Here is a 17,462-nt window from a genome sequence, read left to right on the forward strand (position 1 = left end):
GCCCAAGAAATTGGGCTTTTTTTATCTCCTCTCCATCCTAACAAAGAACGAAAATTCTGCCCCGCATTCGTCTTACAAACAACTCAGTTTCTCTTAAATTGTCTATAGTTACTGCCCTCTTTATGTAATTTACTTGATAAGATTCTATAGGCAAGCCCTACCCTAAATATTTATCATGATATCTGAAAAACACCTCATACGGAAAACCTTATCTGAGCCTTACCTCCCCCTCCTAAATAATGATGTGTGGTGATACAACAAGATAAGCAAGGACACAAAAATCCCCTTTTACATTATTTAAGCTTTATGAAATGTCTTCAGTTTTTGGGCTTTCTGCTCATAAAGACCATCTCTTCTATAATCTTCCGGTATGCCAATAATTGCATTCTTCTCATAAAGTTTAAAGGTATCTTGATCTACTTTTCAATGTTCTCTCCCTTTAAATGCAACGTGATAACTTTTTATTCTATAACACAAGTAAAAATCTTAAAACGAATGACAACATAACTCTAATAAATCATCTTAAAGAGTTTCCCTAAGAAATTATTATAATACAATTGAATTTTTCTGGAAATCATAAACAATTATGTTTAGAAAATATAAAATATAAATCCAAAAGGGGAACAATTCATGAAAAATGAAACAACTTCAGCATCACAGGATGCAAGAAAACGTGTTTTTGCTATTATAGCAAGCGCATCAGGAAATCTCGTAGAATGGTATGATTTTTACGTTTACTCATTTGCATCAATTTATTTTGCATCACAATTCTTTCCCTCCGATGGTGATACGATTACGCCACTGTTAAAAACCGCAGGTGTGTTTTTTATTGGCTTTCTTATGCGCCCTATTGGAGCTTGGTTTTTAGGATTTGTCGCCGATCGTTATGGACGTAAACGCTCGATGCTTATATCCATTTTTATGATGTGTGGTGGCTCTTTTTTCATCGCCATACTTCCCACCTATGAAACCTTAGGAATAACATCAGCAATCCTTTTACTTTTAGCTCGAATGATGCAAGGACTTTCAGCGGGTGGTGAATATGGTACAGCAGCCACTTATATGAGCGAAGTTGCTCTCAAAAAACATCGTGGGCTTTTTGCTTCTTTCCAATCAGCCACCCTTATTACAGGTCAACTTCTTGCCAGCTTCATTATATTTATTCTAGCATCTTATCTCTCTGAAGATCAGTTAAAAGCATGGGGATGGCGCATTCCTTTTGTGATTGGTGGTTTCGGGGCAGTGATTGCGATTTATCTGCGTCGTTCTCTCCACGAAACAACCACGAAAGAAAGCCGCTCTCACAAACACTCTGGCAGTCTTAAGGAACTTCTCACCAAGCATACAAAAGCCGTTGTCGTAATTGCATGCTTTGCATCAGGAGGATCACTCACATTTTACACCTTTACGACTTATATGCAAAAATATCTAATCACAACCACCGGCTTTGATAAACATACCGCAACAACGATTATGACAGCTGTACTATTTATTTTCATCCTATTCCAACCCATAGCTGGTATCATAGCCGATAAAATTGGAACAAAAACTTTACTTATCATTTGGAGTATACTCTCTGTCATCTTTACATTTCCTGGACTCTGGATAATCGGTAATACGCATAGTATATGGGTTGCCTTTTCCGTCATTATTGGCTTGCTCTTCATTATGAGCATGTATACATCCATCTCTGGTGTCGTCAAATCAGCAATGTTTCCCTCTTCAATACGCGCATTAGGCGTTAGCATCTCTCATGCCATTGGCAACGCCTTATTTGGTGGTTCTGCTGAATACGTCGCGCTTGGATTAAAAAAGTACGGTCATGAATCACTCTTTTATTTTTATATAACCGTCGTGATGATCATGGCATTCATTGCTCTTCTCTTTGTCCCGAGTATGCGTAAAGGAGGCTACCTCCAAGAGGATGAAAAACATTAACCCTTTTTATCAACGAAAAAGCCCAAGAAATTGGGCTTTTTTTATCATTATCACAAATTTAATATTGTTTAAATTTTATGAAGTGCATTAAGGTGCTTAGCAACTAGATAATAAAAAGTCAGTCGACTTTTTCTACGCTCTCCAGACATCATCTCAGCCACTTTTGAAACAGCCATTTTAGCACTCTTCTCATCGGCTTCTAAAACATCTTGAACCCATTTTTCAACACGTTCTAACTCTTTTGGATCCGATGTAGCAACAAGCGCTGCATCCTGCTTTTTCATCACTAAAGCTAAACGACGGCTAAGTCGTTCTACTGCTGCTTCATCGGGATTTGAATCATATAGTTTAATATCTGCTAAATTATTTGTCATTTTGCATCATCTCCTCTCCAAAAATGAGCGGACTATACTTTACAGCCCGCATCATATAGCTCCATAAATAATTAGAGGATTAAAAATATTAACAACCCCCCCTTTTCCTAAGACTGTTCTTCATCTATATTTAGAGGGCTGGTTTACCAGCTATGGTAATAAATGGACGGTGAAATAAACCTATTGGACCCGGGGGCGGTACCCGGCGCCTCCACCAAAATATAAGAAACCAAAGTTATATTTTGGTGGGGGCGAAATAGGATCGACAAGGGTGTAAAGATCGCTCTTTTACTCGGCATTGTACCACCGTTATCGGGCTAAATGAGTAGTTGCAAATGACAACTATGCGGAAGCACGTCTCGCCGCTTAAGGTGGTGTGAATGTTTCAATTTGAGCCTTAAACCGTCGCAGGTTTAAGCGGGGTTCGGAGGCACCTGGCAACAGAAGCCTTCACTTTTTTAAATGTTGTTGATTGATCTTTCAGACGTTATCAGACATTATTTACCATAGAGTTTCGTATTTATTCGATTTATTGAGGTGCATCGTAGAAAAAATACTGCTAATTTAAAATATATTCTGTCACACAATATCAATACGCCCCATTCTGCTACGTGAAATAAAAGGAATAAACTTCGATGGTTAAAGATCAAATCCGTTACGATATTCTCGTTCAGGATGCGCTTCGTGGAGTTATCCGTAAAGTTTTATCGGAAGTTGCCAAAGCAGGTCTTCCGGGAAATCATCATTTTTTTATAACTTTTTTGACAAATGCCCCAAGCGTTAAAATTTCTCCTCGGCTAAAAAATCGCTATCCCGAGCAAATGACAATCGTCTTACAACATCAATTTAGAGATCTCAGTGTTTCAGAAACAGCTTTCGAAGTAACCCTCTCTTTCAGGGAAATAACCGAAAAGCTCGTGATTCCTTTTACTTCCATTCAGGTCTTTTATGATCCTGTAGCAGCATTTGAAGCAGCATTTGATCTGCCCTCAAATCTGACCTCTGGAGAAAGTGAAAATTCAGAAAATACCTCAACTACGCCCATTACCTTATCAAACAAACAAAAAATAGAAAATACGCTTACAAAAGAACAAAATCTCAGTACAAACAAAGAACCTTCAAATAACGATGCAAAACAAAGTCAAAGTGCTGATGTTGTCTCTTTAGATTCCTTTCGGAAAAAATAATTTTTCTCATGACTGAATTGATTAATCTTCGCCAATTTCGAAAACAAAAAAAACGTACAGAAAAATCTCTTCGTGCTGAGCAAAATCGTTATCGTTTTGGACGAACAAAAACTGAAAAAAATTTTGAGCAACAAAAATCTTTAAAAACGCAAAAATTTCTTGATCAAAATCGTTTACGAAACGACGAATAAAGGTGGAAAAATGCACGAAAATAATTCTATCGATTGGTCAAAAGTCATTCCACGAAAGATATCTGTTCGCGTTGATGGACACGCAACAAGCGTCTCTTTAGAACCACCATTTTTAGATATTCTAAAAGATATAGCCCGCCAAAAAGGACAATCTTTAGCCTTTATTATCACCGATATTGATAGCAAAAGACCACAACAAGTAAATCTTTCGGCTTCGTTACGCGTTTATGCCCTTCAAAGCGTTCTCACCCAGCGCCTTTAATGTTTGTGCTTATTTTTTTACGTTCTCTTTCTGTCTGTTTAACTGAAACTGTTGTGACTTTTTAAGAGAAGTTTTTTTAATCTAGAACTTCAATAAAAAAAAGACTACAAAAGAGAGATAATGAGTAATTTTTCTGATCACAACATACCTTTCTTTGAAGAAGATTCCCCTCCAGACCATGATAAGAAGAGCTCTGGTTTTTTCTCCCATACTCTAAAAGAACAAAAATCATATAACACAGATTATTTAGAACAACTCAATCCAGAACAGCAACAAGCTGTTATGAATACTGAGGGACCTCTTTTAGTTCTTGCAGGTGCTGGTACAGGAAAAACGCGCGTTTTAACAACCCGTATTTCTCACATTTTACGCTCTGGACTTGCCTCTCCTCAGCAAATACTTGCTGTCACTTTCACCAACAAAGCAGCACGTGAAATGAAAATACGTATTGGTGAACTTATTGGAGAAGTTGTTGAAGGTATGCCTTGGCTTGGAACCTTTCATTCCACTGGCGCTAAAATTTTACGCCGTCACGCAGAACTTGTTGATTTAAAAAGAAACTTTACAATTCTCGATAGCGATGATGTTCTTCGACTTTTAAAACAGCTTATTCAAGCTGAAGGATTAGACGATAAGCGTTGGCCCGCACGAAACCTTGCCATGATGATTGATTCTTGGAAAAATCAAGGACTTTCACCAAAACATATCTCAAAAAGTGATGCTCATTCCTTTGGTAACGGCATGGGACGTGAACTTTATCACAATTATCAAAATCGATTAAAAGATCTTAATGCTTGTGATTTTGGTGACCTTCTACTTCATTCTATCTCTATCTTCCAACATAATCCAGATATTCTTCGCGAATATCATTCTCAATTTCGTTATATTCTTGTCGATGAATATCAAGATACAAATACAGCACAATATCTTTGGCTTCGCCTTTTGGCCCAACATCCTCAAGGTCAACATGTTAATCTTTGTTGTGTTGGCGATGATGATCAATCCATTTATGGATGGCGTGGTGCAAAAGTCGAAAACATATTACGTTTTGAAAAAGATTTTCCTTCTGCTAAAATTATTCGTCTAGAACGCAATTATCGCTCAACATCCCATATTCTCAAAACCGCCTCCCATCTCATTGCTCATAATGAAGAAAGGCTGGGAAAAGTCCTTTTTTCTGCTCAAATAAAGAGTGAGGAAGAAAAGGTAAAAATTCATTCAGCATGGGATTCGGCAGAAGAAGCACGAGCAATCGGAGAAGAAATCGAACGCGCACAACAAACCGGTCATGCATTAAATCATATGGCTATATTGGTACGCGCATCATTTCAAATGCGTGAATTTGAAGATCGCTTTGTAACACTTGGCCTTAATTATCGCGTCATTGGTGGTCCTCGTTTTTATGAGCGAATGGAAATACGTGATGCCATGGCTTATTTACGCGTTGTTGTCCAACCTACTGATGATTTAGCTTTTGAGCGTGTTATTAATACACCAAAACGCGGCATAGGAGATGCAACCCTGCGCATTCTTTATGAGAGTGCACGTGCACGTGCTGTTCCTCTCTTTTCTGCTGCCGCTGACATCATTGAAACAGATGAATTAAAGCCTAAGGCACGCAGTGCGTTACGAAGCCTCATTGAAAGCTTCCGCCGCTGGCAAAATATGCTTCAAGACACTCCTCATAGAGAACTTGCCGAGATCGTCCTTGATGATTCTGGTTATACAACCATGTGGTTAGAAGATCGCTCACCAGAGGCTCCTACAAGACTAGAAAATCTTAAAGAAATGATTCGTTCCATGGAACAATTTGAAAATCTTCAAAGTTTTTTGGAACATGTTGCACTCGTTATGGAAACGGAAAATAATGAAAATATGGATGCAGTCAACATCATGACACTTCATTCAGCCAAAGGACTTGAATTTGAAACAGTTTTCCTTCCAGGTTGGGAAGAAGGACTCTTTCCCCACCAACGCTCATTAGATGAAGGTGGACGTTCAGGATTAGAAGAAGAACGGCGCCTTGCTTACGTAGGTCTAACAAGAGCAAAAAAACATTTGCATATATGGTTTGTATCTAATCGAAGAATTCATGGACTTTGGCAACCTGCTCTTCCCTCCCGTTTTCTAGATGAATTACCAGCAGAACATATAGAAGTTGTAGAAATGGAAACATCCTATGGTGGTTATGGAAAATCTTCCTTTCAACATCACGATTCCTTTTATACTGACTATGCAACAGCAAGACAAAAGCGTGCACAAAAAAACAAGAATATTGAAGGGAAAGTTATCTCTCAATCAATCTCTCATGCACCATCAGATTTTTCTGTCAATGATCGGATTTTTCACATAAAATTTGGTTATGGTCATATTACAGCAATAGACGATCATAAATTGACAATAATGTTCGAAAAAGCCGGAGAAAAGCGTGTACTAGACAATTTTGTAAACAAAGCTTAATTACAAGTAAACCACGATCAGTTTTTTCAAGAAACCACTTTATTTTATTCTGAATGTCATTTCCATTTACGAACAAAGGCTTCAATAGGCAAATTTTGCATATCAGGCAATGCGTTGTGAATTTTATCAAGCGGCCAATCCCACCAAGCCATATCTAAAAGGCATTCTATCACATTATTGGGAAAACGCATCCGCAACCGTTTAGCAGGCACCCCAACGACAATCGTATAAGGCAAAACATCTTTCGTTATAACAGCGTTCGCGCCAATGATAGCGCCATGACCAATAGTCACCCTAGGCATAATAACCGCACCATATCCAATCCACACATCATGCCCAATAATAACACGTTTTGCACAACGCCTTTCACGAAAACCACTATCTAATGCCATATAACGAAAATATTCGTTTGGACGATAGGTTATTTTATGCGTTGAAACGCGCTCCATAGGATGCTCCAACGCATTCATCCGTACATGAGATGCAATAGAACAAAAACGCCCAATATCGCTATAAATAGCCTCACTATTACGTTCTAAATAAGAAAAATCTCCAACGGTTACATCCCGTAAAATCACCCGCTCATTAATTTCCACATAGCGCCCTAATTTACAACCATGCAGCCGTGCCGTCGTATGGATACGAGGCTCACTTTCATGAAACCGAAGATCGTTCTCAATATTCATGCATCTTTCACCAATGTTTCATCATAGATATGGAAAGACATACCAATCAAGCCAATAAAATCAACCATGAAACACACATTGCAAAACAAACCTGCCGATGTTACAATTTCTCGATCTATTTAAGAGAGTCAAACTATGAAAAATGTAATACGCATCTTGGGGCTGACAATCATATTTCTTGCAGGTGTTTTTATTTATGATACGCTGACAAATAAGCCTTTAGGTGATAACTTTACTCTCACTGATTCTAATGGAAAAAATATTACTGAGGCTGATGTTCGAAGCAAGCCTTCAATAATTTTTTTCGGCTTCACTATGTGTCCTGAAAGCTGCCCTACCACACTGATGAATCTTGATCGATGGCTTACAGCCCTTGGGCCTGAAGCTGATAAATTAGGTATATGGTTTGTGACTGTTGATCCTGAACGAGACACACCAAAAGTACTCCATGATTATCTCAGTAATTTTAACAATAAAATTGTTGGCATCAGCGGAGATCCTGAAAAAGTTCATAAAATGGTCAATTCTTTCAACATCGTTGCTGAAAAAGTCCCTGAAACAGATGGAAACTATACATATAACCATACAGCAGCAATTTTTTTACTCAAAAAAGGTGGAAAATTAGCTGGCGTTATCCGTTATGACACGAAAGAAAGCGATAGCGAATTAAAAGATGAAATCGCCATTGAACGGTTAAAAAAACTCATCTTAAACTAAAAAAACCGATCAAAAGAAAGAACAGCATGTCGCAACAAATTCGCCTCTATTATACTGCTTCTAAAAATGAAGCAGAACGGTTCTATACCCTTATAGAAACAGCCTTTGACGAAGAAGGGTATCCTCTTGCTCTCACAGAGATAGATGAACAAAATGCTGTATATGAGCTTTCTCTATATGTCGATCAAGACAATCAAGAGAACGCATTGAAACGTTTTGCTCAAATCCTTTCTATAGATTTTGATAAAATTAATATGGAAGTTTTACCCAACATTGATTGGGTACAAAAAAGCCTAGAAGGACTAAAACCTGTGCAAGCTGGTCCTTTTTTTCTTCATGGAAGTCACAACCGAAACGCCATTCCAGCAAATGTTCTCCCTATTGAAATTGAAGCTAATCAAGCTTTTGGCACTGGACATCATGGAACAACAGCCGGTTGTTTAGAAATGATTGCCAAAGTCATGAAACACGAAAATCCAAAAAATGCCCTTGATCTTGGTACTGGGAGCGGTGTACTAGCCATTGGCATAGCAATGCTCAAACCAATTCCTGTGCTTGCATCCGATATTGACCCAATTGCTGTTCAAGTTGCACAACACAATATCGAATTCAATGGTGTCAAGGAATATATTACAGCTATTACAGCAACAGATTTTGCCCATGATGCAATTGCATCACGAACCCCTTTTGATCTCATCGTTGCCAATATCCTTGCTAATCCGCTTATTGAACTTGCGCAAGAAGTGGTAAAGGCACTTCAAAAAGGGGGATCACTTATACTCTCTGGAATTCTTGAAGAACAACATGCCCATGTTTTGGAGACTTATATAAAACAAGGAATGAAGCATATCGAAACATACCACCGGCAAGGATGGGTTACGATACATCTGAAATAAAAGAAAAGAAAAGGACGTCGTTATGTATCAATCTTTTGAGGCGACAACAAATCCTGCTTATACAGCAGAACGCATTTCTTGCCTTCGTAAAGAACTCGATCACCTTGGACTCGATGGTTTTCTTGTTCCGCGGTGCGATGAGCATCAAGGAGAATATGTCCCCCCTCATGCTCAACGCCTTAGCTGGTTAACCGGCTTTACTGGATCAGCTGGGATTGCACTGATTTTAAAAAACAAAGCCATCATATTTACAGATGGGCGATATAAGCTCCAAGTTCGCCAACAAACTGATCCTGATATTTTTAATTATGAAGATCTCATAACTTGTCCTCCCTCACAATGGCTTGAAAAAAATGGTCAAAAACTTTCTATTGGCTTTGATCCATGGCTCCACACGATTGCTGCCACCGATGCATTGAGAAACGCATTAGAAATGAAAGCAGGTGGAAAACTTGTAGAAGTTCAACATAATCCCATTGATTTGCTCTGGCATAATCAACCAAAATTACCACAATCTGCCTTATCAATTCACCCTCTCAAATATGCTGGGTGCGATACAGATGAAAAACTCGCTTTGATTTACAAAGATATACAGCAAACTCATGCAAATGCTTTTATTTTTACAGACCCCTCTTCCATTGCATGGACATTCAATATACGGGGCAATGATGTTTCCAACACGCCTTTTTCCCTTTGTTTTGCTCTCATTCCACTTAACGAAACACCAACCTTATTCATTGACAGCAAAAAACTTGGTGTAGAACAGAAACAATATCTGGAACATTATGCAAAATTATATGAACCAGAACAGCTTATTCCCAAGATCAAAGAGTATGTTCAAAAAGGGACCGTGTTTGCCTTAGATCCACAGCTAACATGCGAAAAATTACGAACTGTTATTGAAGAAAAAAATAGCTCTTTTATCACACTTACCGATCCTGCTGCTCTACCACGTGCCATTAAAAATGACACAGAACTCAATGGCGCACGCAAAGCGCATCTACGCGATGGTGTTGCCCTAACCCGTTTTTTTTCTTGGTTAGATAAACAAATACCAGGGTCAATAAGTGAAATTTCTGCTGCTCAAAAATTAGAAGAATTTCGCATAAATACAGCAAACGAAATGGGAGAAAAACTTAAAGATCTTTCTTTTGATACAATTTCAGCAGCAGGAGAAAATGGCGCCATTATTCATTATCGTGTAACGACACAAACAAATAAACAACTCAATGCTGGTGAACTTTATCTTGTTGATTCAGGTGGCCAATATCGTGATGGAACGACAGATGTCACACGTACAGTAGCAATTGGGAATATTGGAGAAGAAGAAAAACGCTGTTTCACTCTTGTTCTCAAGGGCATGATTACTCTTTCAACTGCTTGCTTTCCCAAAAGAACCCGTGGACAAGACATTGATATTCTAGCACGCATTGCATTGTGGAAAGCTGGTTTTGATTATGCTCATGGCACCGGTCATGGTGTTGGGTCTTATCTTTCTGTTCATGAAGGACCACAAAATATTTCCCGCAAAGGATGCCAAGAACTCATCTCCGGTATGATTCTTTCAAACGAACCAGGATATTATCGCGAAGGTGCTTTTGGTATCCGTCTTGAAAATTTGATGATAGTAAAGCCAGCACAAAAAATTGATGGTGGAGATATAGAAATGCTCTCGTTTGAGACACTCACACATTGCCCCATTGATCGACGGTTAATCCTTCCAGAGCTTTTGACACAAGAAGAACGGCAATGGCTCAATGATTACCATGCGCGCGTTTATCAGATGAATGCACCTTACTTAAATGAAGAAGATAAAAAATGGGCAAAAGAAGCAACAATGCCCCTTTAAATGAAGCAACCTATAACTTTTACCCTTTCTACAAAAACAGCACCGTCTTTTTTTAGAGAAAAATATGTACTTGCGTCAGGAAATACAAAAAATATTTCTACAAGATACTTCACGTTTTTTCTGATATGGCAAACACTGACCTAGGTGAAGCAGAGTGAGATACGCCTGCACGTGGTTAATGCTTATTTTGGGTATTACCATCTAGACACTACCATATCCCTAGTTTCTTTATATGGAAACTCTCGTTATATTTTGTAATCCTTCGCATCGTATTTCTAAAACACCTATTATAACCAGCTTATTACGCTGTTTGGATTCAAAAATTCTGCATATTTATTCGAATAAATTTTACCTTTTTGTTTGCTTCACAATGATAATTTATATTATTTTAATTCTTGAATCATTTTCAATAGTTGTAGTTCATTATAATACATATTGCTACAATAAAATAGAATCTGCTATGAAATAAAATTAAGTATTTAGAATTAAAAGAAGGAGCATGCTGATGACATCAGCGTTAAAGTTTTTTATTTATTTGCATAGTTAACAGTAAAATATTATTTTCTAGACTATTACTTACTGTTGAAAAAAAGTTACCCACAATATAGATAGTTTCCAACTACACAGTATAAAAACAACATATATGGAGGCATGTGTTTTGACCTGAATGTGTTATTCAGCTAAAAATTAACAACAATAACAGAGGATATGAAAAACTAGATAACACAAAAACAGTCACGTAAATAAAGAAGATTCAAACTCTCTACAGAGTTTTACAAATGCTCTGAAAAATACACAATAAAACGTGTGTCTTATAGCTTGTTAGTTAACAAAATCTTAAGCACAGATCTTAGTAATCTATATCCTTTCCTTATCCAGTATTTTAGAAATAAAGTGACTATCCTAATGCGTATAATTTTATTTTGTTCCGTAATATTATTATTTGGATACTATATTGGGCCTTCTGTATTGAAGGAAATTACTAAATTTAAGCGAATTCCTATTGCTTTATTTTCTGAAAATCAAGTCATTACTCCAAATCAGTACGATAAATTATACGAAGAGTACGTAAAGACACAATATCCTGATAATATATACGAAGAGCGCCTAGAAATTGCAAAAAAATATCTGGATAATAAGAGTTATGGTGTATATCATGTTCTAAGCCCTGGGATGGTAGTACTAATTCCTGAAAATATAAATCTTATCCATGCGAAAGTTGTTTGGTGTGCATGCCTTGTGGACTTATTACAGGGAGAGTACAATAAAAAATTTCCAGCATTATCCCTACCTACCTACATACATAAGCTACGTTCTCAATATAATTGGAAAGAAAACGATTTCATTTGGGCAAAAAATTTGGTCATGAACTCGACAGATCCAATGTTTAGATACGCACGAATGGTATTTAATTCTGAAATATTCTCAATCCAAATACTAGCTCTAATAAACGAAATTTCCTATGCTGAGAAATTTGAGAGAGATGAAGGAAGTCAGGAAAAAAATTATGCTGCTAGACGCATTAGCGAATATCCGAAATTTTGTAATGAAATTGGACAAGTGTATCATCTAATAATGCCTGATAAGTATAGGTACCAGTAATCTTTTATAAATTCAACATAATAAACAACTCGCATTTATATCCCTTATTCATTTATAGCGGAATGTTTTATTATATTTTGTAATCTTCCACGTTACATTTCTATTACGGCATTTTGGATTAAATTCTACATATTTGTTCAAAAATTTTACCTTTCTTCACAGTAATAATTTATATCTTTTACTAATAATAACCTTGCATATTCTTCATCATAATAGTTTAAGTTTAATATTTAAGTTCAACGTTAATTATTTTAATAACTTAATAAATATCAAAGTATATGGCGCTCTATTTTTGCAAAAAACAGCTCCTATTATCCCCTTTTTGATTTCATCCCCCCAAAAAATGTAAGAAAGATAATCATATCAACAGTATACGATCTTCTGGGAAACACCCTTTAAATATTATGTTTCTCAATCAGCTGTAGCCAAACCTCTTCATCGATAACCTCAACACCTAATTCTTCAGCTTTAGCCAATTTGGAGCCCGCTCCAGGTCCTGCAACAAGAAGATCTGTTTTTTTAGAAAGTGAACCAGATGTTTTAGCCCCTAATCGCTCTGCCAATGCTTTTGCTTCATCGCGTGACATATGCGACAAAGTTCCTGTAAAAACAATGATCTTCTCCGCTATTGGTGAAGAATCTGCTATGATAGGCTCTTCATCAAGAGGGGTTACTTCTTCAAGCAAAACAGATAAAATCTCACGGTTATGCGCTTCTTGATAAAAATCAACAATTGCGCTCCCTACCTGTGGTCCAATTCCTTCGATATTGGTAAGCTCCATCCAAGCCTCATTTCCTTCTTCATTTTTCTTATCACATGGCATAAGTGCTTCCATAGCCGCGGTCTCAAAAGCTGTATAATTTTTATAAGCACGTGCAAGGCGGCGTGCATTCACTTCGCCAACATGACGAATCCCCAATGCAAACAAAAAACGGCTCAAAGGAATTTCTCGGCGCGCATTAATGGCATCATACAATTTCCGCACTGAAACAGTACCAAAACCTTCCATATTTTCCAAACGTATCAAAGATTTTTCTTGGCGCCGTTGTAACGTAAAAATATCGGCTGGTGTATGAATACAAAGCGCTTCATCTTGAACATGGAAAAAGAACTCCACTTGTTTTTTACCCAAGCCCTCAATATCAAAAGCATTGCGTGAAACAAAATGACGAATACGTTCAATCGCTTGTGCCGGACAAATAAGCCCCCCTGTACAGCGACGCACGGCTTCTCCCACTTCACGAACAGCATGACTCCCACAAGCTGGGCACAAATGAGGAAAAATAAAAACAGCAGCATCTTTCGGGCGTTTTTCAATGATAACATCAATAACTTGAGGGATCACATCACCAGCACGTTGTACAATCACGCTATCGCCTACACGGATATCACGTCCTTCACGAATGGGCTCTCCTTTATGACCAATTCCCTTAATATAATCCTCATTATGCAAACTAGCATTGGTCACCACCACTCCACCAACAGTAATAGGCGTAAGACGTGCAACAGGTGTCAAAGCTCCCGTGCGACCAACTTGAATGTCAATATCTTCCAAAAGCGCTATCGCTTTTTCTGCTGGAAATTTATGAGCGATAGCCCAACGCGGCGAACGAGAAACAAACCCCAAACGCTTTTGGAGCATCAAATCATTAACCTTATAAACAATGCCATCAATATCATAGCTTAAAGAATGACGGCATTCTTCGATATCGTGATAATACGAAATAATTTCTTTTACTGTCTTAAAGACTTTTGTTAATGGATTGATAACAAAGCCATATTCTTTTAGCTTTTTCATCATCTCCATTTGACTTTCTGCCAATATTTCACTCACCTCACCACAAGCATAAGCAAAAAATTGAAGTTTTCTGCTAGCGGTTATCCGTGAATCAAGCTGACGGAGTGAACCAGCCGCCGCATTTCGAGGATTGGCAAAGGTTAACTTGCCCTTCTCTTGTTGGCTGATATTCAGTGCTTGGAAATCTTCCCGCCCCATATAAACTTCACCGCGAACCTCAATGATATCAGGAAAATCACTTTGTAAAACTTGTGGAATATCAGCAATTGTTCGGGCATTTGCCGTCACATTTTCACCGACAGTTCCATCCCCACGCGTTGCCGCACGCACAAGCCGCCCCTTTTCGTAGCGTAAAGACAAAGATAAACCATCAATTTTTGGCTCCGCTGTTATTTCCAACACTTGTGTTTCTGGAAGCCGTAAAAAACGACGAATACGCTCAACAAATTCACTAACATCTTCAGAGCTAAACGCATTATCAAGTGAAAGCATAGGCTGTGCATGAACAGATTTTTCAAACTTTTCAGAAATTGGTGCCCCAATTTTATGTGAAGGAGAATCAATACGTATAAGCTCTGGAAAAAGAGCTTCAATTTCTGCATTACGGCGGCGCAAAGCATCATATTCTGCATCAGAAATTTCAGGCTGATCATCACGATTATAAAGCACATCATGACGTGCAATTTCTTTTGCCAACCACTCTAATTCACGTTCTGCTTCAACAGCTGTGAGATTTTTATCTGCATCTTTGTTCATAAAATCTATTCCAAATTACAAGCACTGCCACAAGGATTTCCACACGCATCCTCATCAAGTGAATCTCAATAAATACAAGCTTTCCAGTATTTTTATCGCTGACTAATTACCTTTATGCTAGAAGCTTTTGAGCCGCTGCACGCGCTTCTTCAGTAATCTGTTCTCCAGCCAACATACGGGCAATTTCTTCTGCACGCTCATGCTCTTCCATTTTATGAATCGCAGTAACAAAGCGTCCTTTATCATGACTCTCAATTTTTGAAATAAGAAAATGACCATGCGCTTTCGATGCAACCTGTGGAGCATGCGTAATAGCGAAAACTTGGACATGTTCTGATAAGCATTGCAACCGTTGCCCAATAGCCGCTGCAACAGCCCCCCCAACGCCTGTATCAATTTCATCAAAAATCAGCGTCGGTGCTGATCCTCGATCAGATAAAACAACTTTTAATGCCAGCAAAAAACGAGATAATTCACCGCCAGAAGCCACACTAAGCATGGGACCGGCCCGTGTGCCAGGATTTGTTCGTACCCAATATTCAACACGATCACATCCCTCTGCACTCCGCTTTTCCATATCACTTTGCATTTCAACAATAAATTCAGCCCTCTCTAATTTCAATGCCGGTAGCTCAGTCATCACGCTTTCAGACAAGTTCTTTGCAACCTCTTGACGTTTTATTGACAACGCTTGCGCTAACATATCATATTTTTTTTGTGCTTGTCTTGCCTCATCTTCAAAGCGTGTCAATATAGTCTGAGCCTCTTCAAAATCAGCGAGTTCTGCATCCATTTTATCGCGTAACTGAATCAATTCATCCGCTGAAACTTGATATTTACGAGCAAAACCCCGAAGAGAAAAAAGACGCTCTTCTATCCGTTCCAATTCATCAGGTTCAAAATCTAATGCTCGTATTGCCGTCTCAATACCTTCTTGTGCTGTTGCAAGTGCATGCAATGCCTCATCAATAGATTTCACCACTGGTACAATAAGTTCTTGCGCCTCAGGAATTTTCCGCTCCAAACGCCTCACCAAATTAGAAAGTACTGGGATTGGTGATTTTTGACCCGTTAAAAGATCATCCGCTTCTTTAATATCTGTCGCTATTTTTTCTAATTTAAGCATATCAGCACGACGAAGAGAAAGAGCTTCCTCTTCACCAACTTTAAAATCAAGCTTTTCAAGCTCTTCTACACACGCACGAAGATAATCAACCTCACGTACGGCACTCTCTACTTTAAGACGCTGCCGTTGCAAACGCTCCTCAAATTCACGCCATGAGTGATAACACTGACGCAAATTTTCCACTTCATCTTCAAGACCACCAAAGGCATCTAATAATTGGCGATGTGTAGCAACATCAACAAGCGCACGATCATCATGTTGTCCATGGATTTCAACCAGCAAACGGCCAACACTCCGCATCAATGCAACACTAGACACCTGATCATTGATAAAAACACGGCTACGTCCATCACTTGATTGCACACGTCGTAAAATAATATCACCCTCATCATCAAGACCATTCTCACGAATAAGTTGACGTGCAGGATGTGAAACAGACACATCAAAAACAGCTGTGACCTGCCCGCGGTCAGCACCATGACGCACAAGCGAAGCATCACCCCGCCCCCCTAGAGCAAGTGATAAAGCATCAAGGAGAATAGACTTCCCCGCACCTGTTTCTCCAGTTAAAACCGTCAACCCCGCCGTAAAATGAATATCAAGCGTTTCGATCAAAACAATATTATGAATCGAAAGCTGTACCAACATAGAGAATCAACGTACCCTCTTCTTATCACCACCTAAAGCATTTGAGATCCAAGAAGATTTATGCTCACGTGGCGATATTTTATTCTTCTGCAAGAGATTATAAGAAAATTTATACCACTCACTTTTGGGATAATTACGTCCTAAAATAGCTGCTGCCGTCTGTGCTTCCGCCGTTAAGCCGAGAGCAAGATTAACCTCAGTCAAGCGGAAAAGCGCTTCTTCAATTTGATTTGTATCAGAATACTCTTCAACCACGGTACGAAACCGTCTACTTGCCGCAAGGTAACGCCGCCCCTCTTCATAATAACGGCCAATCTGCATTTCTTTACCAGCCAGCTGTTCGCGACCAAAACGGATTTTATCCTTAGCATCCTTGACATACTCAGAATTAGGATAACGCTCTATAAGAAGCTGCATAGCAGCAATAGCACGTTTCGTATCACGTTGATCACGTGTAACATCAGGAATCCGACGGAAAGAAGAAAGACCAATAATATAATACGCATAAGCCGAGTCAGTCGACCCTGGATAAAGAGTAATATAGCGTTGAGCCATACTAATTGAATCATCATACTTTCCGAGTCGATAATTAGTAAAAGCACCCATGACCAAAGATTTACGCCCCCAGTCTGTATAAGCGTACTGTTTTTCAATCTTCAAAAACTTCTTCGATGCATCCCCAAGCCGCCCACTTTCAAGGCTAGCAAGCGCCTGATTATAGAGAACATCTGGTGGCTCTATTTTCAAAACATAAGCAGATGGATCAAGGGTTTTTTTCTCTTTAAAGAGACATCCCGCTAACATACAGGTGCTTCCTAAAAGTACCACCCCCAATATCTTGCGTACAATGTTAGATTTTCTATATGTCATATTTCCAATGCACACATGAGATTTTTTCATAGTTTTTCCGGCCTCCAGAGAATATCACCTTGTAGCAAAAACAATTTATTAAAGTTTTTATACCATATCAC

At 38.5% G+C, this 17,462-nt stretch carries 14 protein-coding genes and 1 other RNA gene; 10 read left to right on the forward strand and 5 right to left on the reverse strand.

Features of this window, described 5'->3' with window-relative positions; translation table 11 throughout:
* Nucleotides 1–630 precede the first annotated feature (630 nt).
* Nucleotides 631–1,938 (forward strand): MFS transporter, encoded by a 1,308-nt coding sequence (locus tag ACFILY_RS04750; RefSeq protein WP_273790760.1) that lies wholly within the window; start codon nt 631–633, stop codon nt 1,936–1,938.
* A 68-nt stretch (nt 1,939–2,006) separates the two neighbouring features.
* Here the strand turns inward: ACFILY_RS04750 and ACFILY_RS04755 are convergent, their stop codons facing one another.
* Complete coding sequence (locus tag ACFILY_RS04755; protein WP_273790761.1) at nt 2,007–2,312, reverse strand: DUF2853 family protein; 306 nt, start codon at nt 2,310–2,312, stop codon at nt 2,007–2,009.
* A gap of 98 nt (nt 2,313–2,410) precedes the next feature.
* Here ACFILY_RS04755 and ssrA point away from each other — a divergent pair.
* The 5 genes from ssrA (at nt 2,411) to ACFILY_RS04780 (ending at nt 6,412) form a co-directional block, all read left to right on the forward strand.
* Nucleotides 2,411–2,767, forward strand: a transfer-messenger RNA (tmRNA) gene (gene ssrA / locus ACFILY_RS04760).
* A gap of 180 nt (nt 2,768–2,947) precedes the next feature.
* Complete coding sequence (locus ACFILY_RS04765; RefSeq protein WP_375637650.1) at nt 2,948–3,499, forward strand: SspB family protein; 552 nt, start codon at nt 2,948–2,950, stop codon at nt 3,497–3,499.
* An 8-nt stretch (nt 3,500–3,507) separates the two neighbouring features.
* Entirely contained in the window at nt 3,508–3,690 is a 183-nt protein-coding gene (locus ACFILY_RS04770) for a DUF4169 family protein (RefSeq protein ID WP_273790763.1), read from the forward strand.
* A 10-nt stretch (nt 3,691–3,700) separates the two neighbouring features.
* The gene (locus tag ACFILY_RS04775) at nt 3,701–3,952 is read left to right on the forward strand and encodes a ribbon-helix-helix domain-containing protein (protein WP_273790764.1); all 252 of its coding nucleotides are present in this window, start codon (nt 3,701–3,703) and stop codon (nt 3,950–3,952) included.
* 120 nt (nt 3,953–4,072) lie between these two features.
* Nucleotides 4,073–6,412: an ATP-dependent helicase gene (locus ACFILY_RS04780; protein ID WP_375637651.1), complete on the forward strand. Its 2,340-nt coding sequence runs from the start codon at nt 4,073–4,075 to the stop codon at nt 6,410–6,412.
* Nucleotides 6,413–6,468: 56 nt separating this feature from the next.
* Here the strand turns inward: ACFILY_RS04780 and ACFILY_RS04785 are convergent, their stop codons facing one another.
* Nucleotides 6,469–7,098 (reverse strand): chloramphenicol acetyltransferase, encoded by a 630-nt coding sequence (locus ACFILY_RS04785; RefSeq protein ID WP_375637652.1) that lies wholly within the window; start codon nt 7,096–7,098, stop codon nt 6,469–6,471.
* Nucleotides 7,099–7,233: 135 nt separating this feature from the next.
* On the opposite strand from ACFILY_RS04785, the gene ACFILY_RS04790 reads away from it, so the two are divergent.
* The 4 genes from ACFILY_RS04790 (at nt 7,234) to ACFILY_RS04805 (ending at nt 12,162) form a co-directional block, all read left to right on the forward strand.
* On the forward strand, nt 7,234–7,815 hold the full coding sequence (locus ACFILY_RS04790; RefSeq protein ID WP_273790767.1) for an SCO family protein: 582 nt from the start codon (nt 7,234–7,236) through the stop codon (nt 7,813–7,815).
* 26 nt (nt 7,816–7,841) lie between these two features.
* Entirely contained in the window at nt 7,842–8,711 is an 870-nt protein-coding gene (locus tag ACFILY_RS04795; RefSeq protein WP_375637653.1) for a 50S ribosomal protein L11 methyltransferase, read from the forward strand.
* Nucleotides 8,712–8,733: 22 nt separating this feature from the next.
* Complete coding sequence (locus ACFILY_RS04800) at nt 8,734–10,560, forward strand: aminopeptidase P family protein (RefSeq protein WP_375637654.1); 1,827 nt, start codon at nt 8,734–8,736, stop codon at nt 10,558–10,560.
* A 906-nt stretch (nt 10,561–11,466) separates the two neighbouring features.
* Complete coding sequence (locus ACFILY_RS04805) at nt 11,467–12,162, forward strand: hypothetical protein (protein ID WP_273790770.1); 696 nt, start codon at nt 11,467–11,469, stop codon at nt 12,160–12,162.
* 395 nt (nt 12,163–12,557) lie between these two features.
* Here the strand turns inward: ACFILY_RS04805 and ligA are convergent, their stop codons facing one another.
* The 3 genes from ligA to ACFILY_RS04820 form a co-directional block, all read right to left on the reverse strand.
* Nucleotides 12,558–14,717 (reverse strand): NAD-dependent DNA ligase LigA, encoded by a 2,160-nt coding sequence (ligA, locus tag ACFILY_RS04810; RefSeq protein WP_375637655.1) that lies wholly within the window; start codon nt 14,715–14,717, stop codon nt 12,558–12,560.
* A gap of 112 nt (nt 14,718–14,829) precedes the next feature.
* Complete coding sequence (recN, locus tag ACFILY_RS04815; protein WP_375631174.1) at nt 14,830–16,491, reverse strand: DNA repair protein RecN; 1,662 nt, start codon at nt 16,489–16,491, stop codon at nt 14,830–14,832.
* 6 nt (nt 16,492–16,497) lie between these two features.
* Nucleotides 16,498–17,391, reverse strand: a complete 894-nt coding sequence (locus tag ACFILY_RS04820; RefSeq protein WP_273790773.1) for an outer membrane protein assembly factor BamD — start codon at nt 17,389–17,391, stop codon at nt 16,498–16,500.
* Nucleotides 17,392–17,462: the final 71 nt, after the last annotated feature.

It is taken from the genome of Bartonella sp. CL25QHWL (assembly GCF_042195335.1).
GTDB lineage: Bacteria > Pseudomonadota > Alphaproteobacteria > Rhizobiales > Rhizobiaceae > Bartonella.